This is a genomic window from Streptomyces sp. HPF1205, from assembly GCF_020400825.1.
Taxonomy (GTDB): Bacteria; Actinomycetota; Actinomycetes; order Streptomycetales; family Streptomycetaceae; genus Actinacidiphila.
The window spans coordinates 1-13928 of record NZ_JAINVH010000024.1 but is presented as its reverse complement, the minus strand read 5'-3'; the positions used below and the strand labels follow the sequence as shown (position 1 = coordinate 13928).

The 13928-nt window shown below is 75.1% G+C and carries 14 protein-coding genes; 9 read left to right on the top strand and 5 right to left on the bottom strand.

Going from position 1 to position 13928, the window contains the following annotated elements; translation table 11 throughout:
• Positions 1–598: 598 nt before the first annotated feature.
• Positions 599–1741 (bottom strand): cation diffusion facilitator family transporter, encoded by a 1143-nt coding sequence (locus K7G61_RS24545; protein WP_225849133.1) that lies wholly within the window; start codon positions 1739–1741, stop codon positions 599–601.
• 225 nt (positions 1742–1966) lie between these two features.
• On the opposite strand from K7G61_RS24545, the gene K7G61_RS24540 reads away from it, so the two are divergent.
• The 7 genes from K7G61_RS24540 (at position 1967) to K7G61_RS24510 (ending at position 8844) form a co-directional block, all read left to right on the top strand.
• Positions 1967–2692: a histidine phosphatase family protein gene (locus K7G61_RS24540; protein WP_225849132.1), complete on the top strand. Its 726-nt coding sequence runs from the start codon at positions 1967–1969 to the stop codon at positions 2690–2692.
• Between the two features lie 137 nt (positions 2693–2829).
• Positions 2830–3759, top strand: a complete 930-nt coding sequence (locus tag K7G61_RS24535; protein ID WP_225849131.1) for a MerR family transcriptional regulator — start codon at positions 2830–2832, stop codon at positions 3757–3759.
• On the top strand, positions 3756–4529 hold the full coding sequence (locus K7G61_RS24530; RefSeq protein ID WP_225849130.1) for a class I SAM-dependent methyltransferase: 774 nt from the start codon (positions 3756–3758) through the stop codon (positions 4527–4529). The genes K7G61_RS24535 and K7G61_RS24530 overlap by 4 nt, the downstream gene beginning before the upstream one ends.
• A 221-nt stretch (positions 4530–4750) precedes the next feature.
• On the top strand, positions 4751–5290 hold the full coding sequence (locus K7G61_RS24525; protein WP_225849129.1) for a hypothetical protein: 540 nt from the start codon (positions 4751–4753) through the stop codon (positions 5288–5290).
• Between the two features lie 223 nt (positions 5291–5513).
• Positions 5514–6695 carry a histidine kinase gene (locus K7G61_RS24520; protein ID WP_225849128.1) on the top strand — a complete coding sequence of 394 codons (1182 nt, stop codon included), beginning with the start codon at positions 5514–5516 and terminating at the stop codon, positions 6693–6695.
• A complete protein-coding gene (locus tag K7G61_RS24515) occupies positions 6692–7408 on the top strand; it encodes a response regulator transcription factor (RefSeq protein WP_225849127.1) in 717 nt (238 codons plus the stop codon). Before K7G61_RS24520 ends, K7G61_RS24515 begins: the two co-directional genes overlap by 4 nt.
• Before the next feature lie 689 nt (positions 7409–8097).
• Positions 8098–8844, top strand: a complete 747-nt coding sequence (locus K7G61_RS24510) for a 2OG-Fe dioxygenase family protein (protein WP_225849126.1) — start codon at positions 8098–8100, stop codon at positions 8842–8844.
• Positions 8845–8903: 59 nt separating this feature from the next.
• Here the strand turns inward: K7G61_RS24510 and K7G61_RS24505 are convergent, their stop codons facing one another.
• The 3 genes from K7G61_RS24505 to K7G61_RS24495 all read right to left on the bottom strand — a co-directional run bounded on the left by K7G61_RS24505 (position 8904) and on the right by K7G61_RS24495 (position 10740).
• Complete coding sequence (locus tag K7G61_RS24505) at positions 8904–9146, bottom strand: type II toxin-antitoxin system RelE/ParE family toxin (protein ID WP_225849125.1); 243 nt, start codon at positions 9144–9146, stop codon at positions 8904–8906.
• Positions 9147–9289: 143 nt separating this feature from the next.
• On the bottom strand, positions 9290–9574 hold the full coding sequence (locus K7G61_RS24500; RefSeq protein WP_225849124.1) for a hypothetical protein: 285 nt from the start codon (positions 9572–9574) through the stop codon (positions 9290–9292).
• Between the two features lie 302 nt (positions 9575–9876).
• Positions 9877–10740, bottom strand: coding sequence for an LLM class flavin-dependent oxidoreductase (locus K7G61_RS24495; protein ID WP_225849123.1), 864 nt, complete (start codon positions 10738–10740; stop codon positions 9877–9879).
• Positions 10741–10987: 247 nt separating this feature from the next.
• Here K7G61_RS24495 and K7G61_RS24490 point away from each other — a divergent pair, with 247 nt between their 5' ends.
• Together K7G61_RS24490 and K7G61_RS24485 are read left to right on the top strand one after the other, a co-directional pair.
• Entirely contained in the window at positions 10988–11365 is a 378-nt protein-coding gene (locus tag K7G61_RS24490) for an NUDIX domain-containing protein (RefSeq protein WP_225849122.1), read from the top strand.
• Between the two features lie 312 nt (positions 11366–11677).
• Positions 11678–13357 (top strand): SpoIIE family protein phosphatase, encoded by a 1680-nt coding sequence (locus K7G61_RS24485; protein WP_225849209.1) that lies wholly within the window; start codon positions 11678–11680, stop codon positions 13355–13357.
• An 84-nt stretch (positions 13358–13441) separates the two neighbouring features.
• Here K7G61_RS24485 and K7G61_RS24480 read toward each other — a convergent pair.
• Positions 13442–13928 (bottom strand): cellulose binding domain-containing protein (locus K7G61_RS24480; protein ID WP_225849121.1); only part of this gene is annotated, 487 nt, incomplete at its 5' end.

Here is a 13928-nt window from a genome sequence, read left to right as displayed (position 1 = left end):
GCGCGCGATTGGCGGAAGATACGTCATCTCTCGTCCCATTGCTGTACTCACGCGGGACCAGTGCGGCGAACCGGTTTTGGCTTGAATTACATCCGGGCCCCGTTTCCCGGCCCGCCCGGCGGCCCGAAAGGAGTCGCGGGACCGGTGGTCTTCGGCCGTGAACTGCGGGGTTCTCCGCGATTTTCGCCCCGCCGCACGCCGTTCGCGGCACCGCTCCGGCTTTGCCGGGATGACGGCGATTCGCCTGTGGGGCATGCGGGTCAAGAGGGCGGCACCGCGACGCAGATCACGCGCCCGGCGAGGGCGCCGGGGTTTCGCCGCCGCGAGCCGGCCGGTGGCGGGCGCCGGCCGCCCCGCCGCCGGCCGCTCCCGGTTCCGCTTTCGCCACCGATTCCGATTCCCGTCCCCGTCCCGCTCACGGCGGGCACGTTCCGCCCCGGGACCGGAGTCCTCGTCGTCCCCGACGGCCCGGCCGCCGCCCGGGCGAGTACCGCCGGGCGCCCACCGCCTGCGTACCGCGCTCGCGGCGGGCATCTCGGACCGACCGGGGCCCGCGGGCGGAGCGTTCCCTGGCGCGGTGGACGGTCCCGTCCGACCGTCAGGCCGCGCTGTGGTGGGCGAGCGGCGCGTGCGGATCGGCGCCGTGCGGCGGGTGATCGGTGTGGACGGTGGCGGCGGTCAGCCGCGGGACGGCGTGGACGAGAGCGTGTTCCGCGGCCACCGCGAGCTGGTGGGCGGCGACCACCGTCAGGCCGGCGTCGACGACGATGTCCGCCTCGGCGCGCAGGGTGTGGCCGATCCAGCGCAGGCGGACCTGCCCGACACCCAGGACGCCGTCGACGCCGAGCAGCGCGCGCTCCGCGGCGTCGACGAGGGCCGGGTCGACGCAGTCCATCAGCCGGCGGTAGACCTCGCGGGCGGCGCCGCGCAGGACGCTCAGGATCGCGACGGTGATCAGCAGGCCCGTGACGGGATCCGCCCACCGCAGGCCGAGGGCACTGCCGCCCGCGCCGAGGAGGACGGCCAGGGAGGTGAGGGCGTCGGCGCGCGCGTGCAGGCCGTCGGCCACCAGCGCCGCGGAACCGATGCGGCGGCCGGTGCGGACGCGGTGGCGGGCCACCCACTCGTTGCCCGCGCACCCGGCGAGGGCCGCGAGGGCCACCGCCCACAGATGCGTGACGCCGCGCGGGTGCAGCAGCCTGGCGACGGCCTCGTAGCCGGCCAGAGCCGAGGACGCGGCCACGACCAGCACGATGGCGATGCCGGCCAGGTCCTCGGCGCGGCCGTAGCCGTACGTGTACCGGCGGTTCGCGGCCCGCCGTCCGAGGACGAACGCCACCGCCAGCGGAAGGGCCGTCAGGGCGTCGGCGGCGTTGTGGACGCTGTCCCCCAGCAGTGCCACCGAACCGGACAGCGCCGCGATCACGGCCTGGACGGCGGCGGTCGCCCCGAGGACGCCAAGCGACAGCCACAGGGCGCGCATCCCCTCGCGGGAGGCCTCCATGGCGGAATCGACCTTGTCCTTCGTGTCGTGGCTGTGCGCGGTGAAGAGGTGCGCGAGCTCGTGCCGCGCCTTCCCCCACCGGCCGCCGGTCACCGGGCCGTGTCCGCCCCCGTGGTCGTGGTCGTGTTCGTGTTCGTGTCCCGGCGCGTGGCCGTCGTGCCCGTGCCCCTCGTGCCCGTGCCCGTGGTCGTGGTCGTGGTCGTGCGCGTGGTCGTGGTGGGTGCCGCGGGTCGCCATGGGACCACCGTGCCAGCCGGATCCCGTTGCAGCCACCAGCGAAGAACATGCCGTGACCAGGTGCGACGGAGCCCCAACTGCAAGGGATGCGCATCTGCGCCCGCGCGCCCACCGCCGCCTGCCCGGGGCTCCGCGCTGCGTACCGGACACCACCCGGCCGGACCCGCTTGCCGTCACCGGCCCGCCGGTTAGAGTCGACGTGGACCGACCGGCGGGAGAGTGTTCATGGTGGCCGAGCCGATGGCGTACCCCTGCGGCCTGGCTCGCCTCACGGTGGTCCGCCACGGACAGAGCACCGCCAACGCGGTCTTCGCCCGGGCCGAGGAGGCGGACGACCCGGCGGTCGCGGTACCCGAGCCGACCGACGCGCGCGTCCCGTTGTCGCCGCGCGGGCTGCGGCAGGGGCGGGCCGTGGGCCGGTGGTTCGCCCGGCTGGGCCCGGCGGACCGCCCGCACGTCGTGGTCTGCTCCCCGTACCTGAGGGCCGTGCAGACGTGGGACGCCATCGCGCAGAGCGCCCGCGATGCGAACGTCCCCGCGCCGCACGCGCTGATCGACGAGCGCCTGCGCGACCGGGAGACGGGCTCGCTGGAGCTGATGACCGGGCCCGCCGTCCGCGCGCGGGCGGCCGCGGAGGCGGCCAGGGCCGAGCGCGTGGGGGAGTGGTTCCACCGCCCGCCGGGCGGGGAGTCCCTGGCGGACGTGACGCTGCGGGTCAGGGACTTCGTCAACGAGCTGCGCGGCGCCGCCGCCGGCCGCCACGTCCTCCTCGTCACCCACGACTCGGTCACGGCGGCGGTCCGCCAGGTGCTCGCCGGCATCGGCGCGCCGCCGCCCGATCCCACGCCGGTGCCCAACGCCTCCCTGTCCGCGTGGGACGGCGACGGCACCCGCATGCGCCTGTCCCGCTACGGCGCCGTGGACCACCTCGGGGACCTCGCCGGCCACTGACGAAGCCCCTCGGCCCGTGGCCCCGCCGTCGATCGAGCCGCCCACCGCGGTGACCACGCGCACCGCCGCCCCGGCCCTTGACCTTGACCCCGAGGACAAGGTTTACGCTGCGACGGGCTGCCAAGGAGGTGGGGTCGGTGCGCATCGGTGACGTGGCCAGACAGGCCGGCGTGAGTACGAAGGCCATCCGGCGGTACGAGGCGTTGGGACTGATCAGGCCACGCCGGCTCGCGAACGGCTACCGCGCGTTCAGCGAGCACGACGTGCGCGCCGTGCGCGAACTGCGCACGCTGCGCGAGCTGGGCATCCCGGCCGGGCGGACCCGGCCGTTCCTGGACTGCCTGGCGTCCGGGGCCGAGACGGCGGACGACTGCCCGTCCTCGATGGCCGAGTACCGGACGGCGATCGACGGGCTGACCGCGCGTATCGAGGAGCTGACGGCACTGCGGGAGCGGCTGGCCGACCGGCTGGAGACGGCCGCGTACCGCAACAGTTGCGCGTCCCGTCCGGCACGCGCGGACGCCGTCCCGGCCGCGATTGCGGCGCCGCCGCCCGGCGGCGCCGGCCATGTGCGCGGCCGGCGCGTCCCGGCCATCGACCTCCCCGCCACCAGCGGCGGTTCCGTGGCCCTGGACGGACTGGGAGCAGGGCGGTCGGTGCTCTACGTGTACCCCCTGACCGGCCGGCCGGACGTGGACCTTCCGGCGGGTTGGGACTCCATCCCCGGCGCGCGCGGCTGCACCGCCGAGGCATGCGGTTTCCGCGACCACCACCGGGACCTGCTCGCGGCCGGCGCCACCGCCGTCTACGGCGTGTCCAGCCAGGACACCGCGTACCAGCGCGAGGTGGTCGAGCGGCTGCGGCTGCCGTTCGCGATGCTGTCCGATCCCGGTCTGCGGCTGGCGGCCGTGCTCGGACTGCCGACGTTCGAGGCGGGTGGGGACCGGCTGTACTCGCGGCTCACGCTGATCGTCCGCGACGGCCTGATCGAGCACGTTTTCCACCCCGTCGACGAGCCCGGCGCGCACGCCGGGCAGGTACTGGAATGGATGAAGGCGACCGCATGATGCGCAGAACAGCGGACGGCAGCGCGGGCGACGCGGACTACGGGGCGATCGGCGGCGCGTACGGCGCGTACCGGCAGCCGGAACCGCGGATCGCCGCGCTGATCGAGCAGGCCCTGGCGGGCGCCCGCACGGTGGTCAACGTGGGCGCGGGCGCCGGATCGTACGAGTCGGCGGCTTTCGACACCACCGCCGTGGAGCCGTCCGCGTCGATGCGGGCGCAGCGGCCACCGCACCTGCCCGCCGCCGTCGACGCGGTGGCCGAGCACCTGCCCTTCGCGGACGACGCCTTCGACGCCGCGATGACGACGTTCAGCGTGCACCAGTGGAGCGACCTGAGGGCCGGACTGCGGGAGATGCGCCGGGTCGCCCGCGGGCCGGTCGTCGTCCTCACCTGCGACCCCCTCCTCGTACGCGACTTCTGGCTGTACGAGTACGCGCCGCTGGTGCTCGACGCCGAGGCACGCCGCTACCCGTCGATCGACGACATCACCGCGACCCTGGGTGGCCGCGCCGAGGTCACCACGGTGCCGATTCCGGCCGACTGCCGGGACGGCTTCAACGAGGCGTACTACGCCCGCCCCGAGTGCCTGCTGGATCCGGCCGCCCGCCAGTCCTGCTCGGCGTGGAGCTTCGTCGAACCCGACGTGGCTCTGGGGTACACCGAGCACCTCAGGACGGACCTGGCCGACGGCACATGGGACGAGCGCCACGGCCATCTGCGCCGGCAGCCCTTCCTGCACGGCTCACTCGTACTGATCCGCGCCACCTGACCGCAACGGCCGGCCCGTTGCGGCGGACCCCACCGCGGCACGGGCCGCCGCCGGCCCGCGGCGCGGCGGGCGGCCTCCACCCCCCTTCCACCCGCCGCCTTCCCCGCCGTTCCCACCCGCGCTCCACCCGCCGCCTTCCACGCGCGCTCCACCTGCCTTCCACCCGCGTTCCACCCCGGGGCTGAAGGAATCAGGGGTGGCCGAGCGCGACAGTCGTTCGCATGACGACTTCCGACTGGCTCATCGACATCGCCCTGCTGCTCGTGGTCTTCCGCCAGATGCGCGAGGAGCGGCTCACCGCCCGGACGATCCTGCTGCCGCTGGCCCTGGTGGGCTGGGCGGCCGGCCACTACCTCCACGGCGTGCCGACCGCCGGTCACGACCTGGCGCTCGTCGCCCTGTTCACCGCCGCCGGCGTCGCCTTCGGCGTGGCCGGCGGCCTGCTGACCCGGGTGCGGTACGCCGACGGGCACGTCCGTATCAGGGCCGGTCTCGGCGCGGCGGCGCTGTGGGTGATCAGCATGGGTTTCCGGCTCGGCTTCGCCGTGTGGTCCTCCCACCCCTCCGGCGAGCGGCACCTCGCGCACTTCTCCGCGGCCCACGACATCACCAGCGGACAGGCGTGGGTGTCCTCACTGCTGCTGATGGCCTTCGGCGAGGTGGTCTTCCGGCTGGGCACGATCGTGGTCCGCGGCCAGCTGCTCGCCGCCCGCGGCGCCCGGGGCGGGCAGTCCGCGCCCCGCGCCGACCTGTACGCATGACCACGACCACGATCACGGCAGGGGCCCGCTGTCGGGGTGACGGCGGGCCGCGCCGCGAGGCCCGTGGCCCGTGGTCCGCGGCCCTTCCGGGCCGCCGCATCATCCACACTGGTGGGCGGGCGCGGCGCAGGCGGGCGACACGCGCGAGCGGAGGAGGCGCGGTGACACACGGCGACATTCCGGTGACCGGGCCGTGCGTATGGTGAGCGTGCGCCGGGTACCCGTGAGCCGACGGGAGCTGGCCGGGGCGGTGACGGTGCTCGCCTGCGGCGTGGTCTCGGTGGGCTCGGCCTCCGGGACGGCCGCCACGGCGGTCGTGGCGGCGCTCGTCCTGGCCGGCGAGCTCGGCATGGTCCTGAGGCGCCGCGTCCTGCCGGCCTCCGCCGCCGTGGTGCCCGTGGCGGTCGCGATCGGCACCGGCCTGGTCATCACGGTGATCGCGCCACAGGGGCTGGGCCTGGTGCCGGTGCTGGCCGGTGCTTCCGTGCTGCCCCTGCACGTGCCGGCCGGCCCGGTGCGCAACGCGTCCATCGCGGTGGTCGCCGTCGCCTTCGGCGTCACGATCACCGTGGTCTCCGGCGACTACTCCGGGCTGCTCGCCGGGACCGGAGCGTGGTTCATCGCCGACCGCACCGTGGAGCACGAGGCCGTCCAGGTGCAGCGGGACCGGGCGGTCGCGCTGCTGGCGGAGGTCGAGGCGTCCCGGCACGCGCTGCGTGAGGCGGCCGCCGCCGAGGAACGCAACCGCATCGCCGGGGAGATGCACGACGTTCTCGCGCACAGCCTCGCGGGACTGTCGGTGCAACTGCAGGCGATCCGGGCGGTGGCCGCCAGGGAAGGCGCCCCACCGGCGCTGACCGGCCCGATCGACCGGGCCGCACGTCTGGCCAGGGACGGTGTGCAGGAGGCGCGGGCCGCGGTCGGCGCGCTGCGCGCGTCCACCCCGTACGACGTCGACGCCCTCCGCGCACTGGTCCACGCCTTCCCCGGCGACGCGCGGCTGGAGGTCACCGGTCGGCCCGCACCACTGGGTCCCGAGGCCGCGCACGCCGTGTACCGTGCGGTGCAGGAGGCCATGACGAACGCGGCGCGCTACGCGACAGGAAGCGCCATCGAGGTGCGGGTGGCCTGGGACGAACAGGAGCTGCGGGTCGGCGTGCGCGACAACGGACTGCCCGCCGGCGGCAGCCCCTCGGGCGTCGAGGGCGGCGGCACGGGGCTGCGGAGCATGGCGGAGCGGATCGAGGCGGTCCGCGGCGAGCTGACCGCGGGACCCGAGCCGGGTGGCCCGGGCTGGCGGATCGAGCTGCGGGTGCCGGTGGCCCGGCGCGGCGCGGCCGGGACCACCTTCCCGGCCGGGGAGCTCGAACGCCCCGAAAGGGCCGGCGGGAAGGCGGAGGGGTGACGATTCGGGTGCTGGTCGCCGACGACCAGGCGGTGGTGCGCGACGGGGTGGTGCTGCTGCTGTCGTCGGCCGACGACATGGAAGTCGTCGGCGAGGCGGGCGACGGGCGTACCGCCCTGCGGCTGGCCGCGGAGCTGCGGCCGGACGTGGCCCTGGTCGACCTGCGGATGCCCGAGCTGGACGGCGCCGGGCTGACGGCCGAGGTGGCCGCCGCGGGACTGGGGGTGCCGGTGCTGGTCTTGACCACGTACGCGGACGACGACGCGGTTCTGCCCGCGCTGCGGGCCGGGGCGGTCGGCTACCTGACGAAGGATGTCACCGGCGAGGCACTCCTGGCCGCGGTGCGCGACGTGGCGGCCGGGCGCACGGTGCTCGACCCCGCCGTCCAGCGGCGCCTGGTGCAACTGGTCGTCAGCGAACCGGATCCGGCCGCGGGGCAGGCCCCGGGCGCCGCCCCGCCGCCCTCCTCACCCCCGGCGTTCCCGGCCGAACCGCCGCCCGAGGCGGGAGGACTGACGCGCCGTGAGGTCGACGTGGTGCGCCTTGTCGCCCAGGGCCTGAACAACCGGCAGGTGGCCAAGGAGATGGTCGTCGGCGAGGCGACGGTCAAGACGCACCTGAACCACATCCTCGCCAAGCTCGCGATGGAGGACAGGTCCGCGCTCATCGCCTGGGCCTGGCGGCACGGCCTCGCCGACCCCACCGGCCGCTGAACGCGGCGCACCTTCGCCAAGCCCGCCGTCCGGCCGGCCGACGCGCGGCAGGAACCGCGGCCGCCCGGCGTACCGGCTCGGCAGACGCGGACGGCCCGAGCGGACCTGAACAGGCCCGAGCGGACCGGAACAGGCGCGAACAGAGCGGAACAGGCCCGAGCAGACCGGAACAGGACCCGAACGGGCCCGGGACCCGGCCCACCGCACGGGACGCTCACGTTCGCCCTCGGCCGGCGCTTCGGCCCCGGCCCGGCGGGCCGGGCTAGTTGCTGCGGATCGCGAAGATCACGCCGATCAGGAAGATCGCCGCGATGACCGAATACCAGATGATGTCGTCCCGCGCGTCCGTGGACAAAGCGATCTGCACGAGCCCGTTGTGCACGACGCAACCCCTTTCACCCGCTGACGGTCTTCGGCGGGGACACTACCCAGCACGGCTTCCGCCACTCGCCCCCGATCGGGTGGGGCCCCGCCCGGGCGCCACCAGGGGGCGTATCCAGGGGGCGAAGAGAAGGCGGAAGAGGGCGCCATCGGTACCGGCGCCCTCGGCTGCCGCCCTGGACCCGGCGTACGCGGGAATCAATAAGGCATGTTTTGTCCGGTGTTGGGTCGGCAAGACGCCCTGCGAAGGCCGTTGCGTACGGGTGAGCCGGGCGCGGGCCGTCCGCGCACGGGGTGAGGAGGCGACGGTGACCACGACGGGTACCTCGCGTACCTTTCGCGCCGCGGCGCCGGCGGCCGCGCGGGAGGCACTGACGCGGGAGGGGGCGTACGAGATGGGGGCCGGGACGGTGCGCAAGTGGGTGGGGGCGGACCGGGCCGGCGCTTGGGAGCGGTTCGCGAGGCACTGGGAGGACCTGGTCCCGGACGCCTACGCCGCTGCGGCAGGAACCCGGCGGCTGCGCCGGTACGGGCACTTCCTGCTCGACCGGAACGGGGAGATCACCGCGTCGACGCACGAGGTGTTCCGGCAGCCGCAGGACACCAATCCCCTGTACGTCGACGTGGAGCGGCACTTCGAACCCCTCACCGACGCCTTCGCCGCCGACCCGGTGCCGGCCGCCCTGCTGCGGTTGCTGGCGAACGTCGCGTCGTGCCTGGACGACACCGACGGCTGGAGCGCCAAGGTCCACCCCTTCCGGGTCGTCGCCGCGCCCGGACAGGCGGGCGAACCGGCTCCCGAGGGACGCCACCGGGACGGCGTGACGCTGGTGTCCACCCTGCTCGTCGGGCGGCGCAACGCGGACGGCGGCGAGAGCGCCGTCTTCCGACCCGACGGCGAGCCGCTGCTGACCACCACACTCCGCACCCCCGGGGCCCTGCTCCTCGGCGACGACCGGCGCACCCGGCACGACGTGACCCCCGTCCGCCCGGCCGACCCGTCCGCCGGACCCGCCCGCCGCGACGTCCTGGTGGTCACCCTGACGGCCCGGTGAGCGGTGCCCCGCGGCCGGACCGTCGACCGCGCCCGCGGGCACGCCGCCCGGCGGGCGCCTCAGCCGAACGAACTGATCTGCAGGACCGTCACGGTCCTGAGGGCGTCCCCGACGAGGACGACGGCGAAGACCTGGTCGGTGACGACCATGCGCACGACGCCGTCGTTGTCGTCGTACGGGATGCTGTGCCCGAACGGGTCCCGGCAGACGTCGGCGAGCGCGAGGGTGAACTGCCGGCCGGCGTCGGCGGGAAGGGCGTCGTAGGCGGCCTCCGCTGCCGGGTCGTACTTCAGGCGGTACATGCCGGTTGCCCCTTTTCGTCGGGGCCCGCTGGTGTGCGTGCGCGGCGTCTCTCCGCCCCAGGTGAACTACGGCATGCAGCGTAGCGACAGCGCGCGGGCGCGGCCCGGCTTTCCGGAGAACCGGGGCCGGCCGGGGACCGCGGTCAGGCGACGCCCCGCCGCCGCAGCGCGGCCGCCCGCCGCAGGACGCGGTCGGTGGCGTCGACCCACTCACCGGGGGCCGCCTCGCCGCGCCTGTCGTAGGCGGCGAGGTCGTGGCCGCGGGCCACCGCCGAGGTGGTGTCCTGGGCGATGCGCTGCCACTTGGCGAACACGGTGAGCAACTCGTGGGCGGGCGCCCGGTTGATCTCGCCCAGGAAGCGCTGGGCGAGCCGCGGGTGACCGAGGGCATCGCGGATGCGCTCGATCGTCCACGCCTGCTCGCTCATGGGGCCGCCTCCAACGTTCCTCGGTGCTTCGAAGGTACCGGCGCGGCCCGGCCGTCTTCCACAAGCGGACACGCTGGCATATGCCAAAATCCGCCGCCGCGGCCGTACCAGGCCGCACTCCGGGACCTCGCCGCCGTCCGGAACGTCCCCCCATCGGCGCCCCGCCCGCCCCGAAAGCACCGCAGCGGGCCGCTCAGGGCCGGTCCGCCGACTCCACGAAGAGCGCGACGTCCGCCGGATCCGCCGCGCGGCCCCGGCCGGACGTGCCGGCCGGGGCCGCGCGGACGTCTTGACCGCGGTGGTCAGGCGATCGCTTCGGCGAGGAGCTCGACCTGATCGAGCCCGGAACCGGTGGGAACGAGGATCAGCTCGTCGCAGCCGCCGGCCTCGAAAGCCGCGATGCAGGACTTGACCATGTCGGCGGTCACGGCGGCGCTGTCCGCGATCCGGCGCGCGAAGTCGCCGGCGAACCCGTAGTAGTCCAGGAGGTAGGAGTCCGCTTGGCCGCGCGCGTCGGGGCCGAGTGCGAAGTAGGCCAGCGACAGCTTGCGGGGACGGCCCGAACGGCCCGCCTCCTGCCAGGCACTGTCCACGGCGGTGGCCGCCTTGACGAACATGTCGGGGCCGCCGCCGCCCATGATCCAGCCGTCGGCCAGCCGGGCCACGCGCCGGAAACCGGCCGCCGTCGCGCCACCCAGAATGAGCTCGGGGCCGCCCTTGCGGGCCGGCTCCGGGCCGATCGCGCCGGCCAGGCCGCGCTCCTCGCCGGACCAGACCTGCTTCATCTGCGTGAGCTGCTCCTCCAGGCGGCGCCCGCGGCCCTTGGTGGACAGCCCGCTCGCGCTGTAGTCGTCGTCGCGCCCGCCGAGGCCCACGCCCAGGACCAGGCGTCCGCCGGACAGCCGGTCGAGCGACGCCGCCTGCTTGGCCAGCAGCGGGGCGTTCGTGTACAGCGGCCCGAGAAGCACGCCGGTGGTCAGCCTGATCCGGCTCGTGACCGCCGCGGCGGCCGAGAGGGCGATCAGCTCCTCGTACCCCCCGTAGACCAGCCGGCCGATCGTGCCGAGGGTGGTGAATCCTGCGGCCTCCGCCTTTCGCGCCCATGCGAGAAGGTCGGGTCCCTCGGTTCCGGGCACGGTGTTGGGAAGGCCTATACCGATGTCCATGCGTCACTCCAGCCACGGGGGTAGGTTCCGTCCGGGCCATCATGCCCTGCCCGGGGTCCGCGGTCGTTCGGGTGGTGGGGCGTTGCAGCCGCCCGGGGGCGGCGAGTTGATGCGGCGTCAGCGACCGCAGGCCGTGGACACCGCCGAGGCGGTCGAAGAGCGGCACGGCGTCGGTGCATGACCGCTCGGCAACGGGTAGGGAAGAGAACACGGCCGTGCGCGCCGGGGGACGGAAGGACGGTCGGTCATGACGATGGAGCCCGCCGAGGGCGTGGTGCAGGCGGTCGTGCTCTACGACGGACAGCTGCTGCTGGTCGCGCGGGGCGACCAGTGGGTCCTGCCGTCGGGCACCGCGGAACCCGCCGAGTCGGCCGAGGCCACCGCGGCGCGCGTGGTCTACGAACTGACCGGCTACCTCGTCGACGGCACCGAACCGCTGACGCGGCGCGACACGGCGCCCGCGGACGGCCCGCCGTCGGTGCTGTGCCAGTTGCTGAGCCACACCCCGTCCGACGAGGCGGCCCTCGCGCCGGCGCAGGTGCGCTGGACGCCGATCCCCGAGACCGCCGGCGCCCTGCTCCCGGCAGCCGTACGCGACTACCTCCAGGGACACAAGCCCGTCTGACCGCGGACGTCCGGTCCGCTCCCGTGCGTACGGCGACGGCCGGCGCGCGGCCCGCCGGCCCGCCCTCCCGGCCCCAGGGGCCCCACCGGCCCGCCCGCCCGGCCGCAGATCGCCGCCGTGGCGGCTGCGCGGGGGAACGTGCGGCGGTTTTTGCCTGGTGGCGGGGCATACGGGAAGGTGAATGGGTGGGAGCGTGCGGCGTGGGCCGCCGCGGAAACGGCGGTCAGGCGGCGCCGGCGCGGACGCCCGATCCGGGAGGTGAGGCAGGTGGGAGGGCTTCAGCGGGCCGAGGGCGGTCCGCAGGCGGGCGCAGTGCCGGGCGACCCGTTCGCGGTCGCGCTGGAGGCCATCGGGACCGGCGCCTACGTGGTGGAGGAGTCGGGCCGGATCGTCGCGGTCAACTCGCGCGCCGGGCATCTGCTGGGCAGGGCGGCGCCGGACATGATCGGGCACGACGCCCACGAGTTGCTGCACCGCGGGCCGCAGGGCCAGCGGCTGCCGGCCACGCAGTGCAGGATGCGGCAGGCGTTCCACGACGGGCACCCGGCGCAGGGCGACGACGAGTACTTCGCCCGTGCCGACGACTCCGTGGTGCCCGTCTCGTGGCTGATCGCCCCGTACGACCTCGGCGGTCGGGGGGCCGGGACGCTGGTGGTCTTCCACGCCTCCGGGCGTGAGCGGCCCGCCGCGAACCGGCGTGACCGGCCCGCGGAACGGCTGACGGAGGTGGAGCGCCTGGCCCTGCTGGCCGAGACCACCACCAGGGTCACCGCCACCCTGGACGTCGAGGGGGCGGTGCGCCGGCTGGTCGACCTGATCCTGCCGCGGCTGGCGGACTGGGCCGTGGTCGACCTGATCACCGAACGCGACGAAGTGTGGCGCAGTGTCGTGGTCCAGGCCGACGGAGGCACGCTGGTCGATCACGAGGAGCTCCAGGGGCCGATGCCGCCGGTGCCGGAGGAGTCCATGATGCCGCTGTCCCGGGCGCTGCGCGGGGTCGCCTCCGCCCTGGCCGGCCCCGAGACCTACCAGGGCCGGCCGGACTCGGGCATCGCGGTCGAACAGCGCCGGCTTTTCGACGCCACCGGTATCCGCTCCGCGGCCATCGTCCCCCTGCGCGGCACCCGGGAAGTGCTCGGAGCCCTCACCGTGGGCCGGGCCGGGAGCCGCGGCCCCTTCACCACCGCCGATCTCCCGCTGTTCGAGGACATCGCCCGCCGCGCCGCCCTGGCCCTGGACAACGCCCGCCTCTACCAGCGCCAGCGCGCGGTCGCCGAGACCATGCAGAACCACCTGCTGCCCCAGATGCCGCACGTCCCCGGCCTGCGGATGACCGTCCGCTACCTGCCCGCTCCCGACGCCTCCCAGGTCGGCGGGGACTGGTACGACGCCTTCACCCTCCCCGACGGCGCCACGGCCCTGGTCATCGGGGACGTCGTCGGCCACGACCTGGAGGCGGCGGCCGGCATGGCCCAGTTGCGCAACGTCCTGCGCGCCTACGCCTGGTCCCAGCAGCAGCCCCCGAGCCGGATCCTGGAGCGGCTGGACGAGGCGGTCACGCCGCTCACCGACGTCACCATGGCCACCTTGATCTTCGCCCGACTGACCCGCGGGGACGACGGCGGCTGGCGCCTGTGCTGGACGAACGCGGGCCACCCCCCGCCCTTGCTGGTCACCGGCAACGGCCTGGCCCGCTATCTCACCGACGGCCACGGCCTCCTGCTCGGTACGGGACTGCGCGGGCACGCCTCCCGTCCCGACGCGTCCGTCGACCTGCCCCCGGACTCCACCCTCCTGCTCTACACCGACGGACTCGTCGAGGCTCCCGGCCGCACCCTGGACGAGGGCCTGGACCGGCTGCGCCAGCACGCGGCCGCCCTCGCCCACCGCCCCCTGACGTCCTTCACCGACCGGCTCCTGCACCGCGTCCACCCGCCCGGCCACGACGACGTCGCCCTGCTCGCCCTGCGCACGCCCCCGCCGGAGGGATGATCGCGGCTCCCGCCGACGCACCGGGACGGACGAGTGCCCGGGCGCGCTCGCGCCCGGGCACTCGGTGCTCAGGTGCTCAGGTGTTCAGGAGGCGCTGCAGGCCGACCCGTTGAGGGTGAAGGCCGTGGGCGGGCTGTAGCTGCCGGTGTCAGTGCCCTGGAAGCCGAAGGACTGGCTGCCGCCGGGCAAGATCTGGGCGTTGTACGAGACGTTGGTGGCGGTCACCGAGCCCGACGAGGGGCTGATGGTGGCGTTCCAGGCGTTCGTGATCGTCTGCCCTGAGGGGAGCGTGAAGCCGAGCTTCCAGCCGTTGACGGTGTCGGAGCCGGTGTTGGCCACGGTCACGTTGGCGGTGTAGCCGCCGGTCCAGGTCTGCGGGGTGAGGATGACCTTGCAGGACCCGGAACCGGTCCCGCCGGTGGTCGTGCCGCCCGTCGTCGTCCCGCCCGTCGTCGTCCCGCCCGTCGTCGTGCCGCCGGTGGTCGTGCCGCCGGTGGTGGTGCCGCCCGTCGTGGTTCCGCCTGTCGTGGTTCCGCCGGTCGTCGTTCCTCCGGTGGTGGTTCCGCCTGTC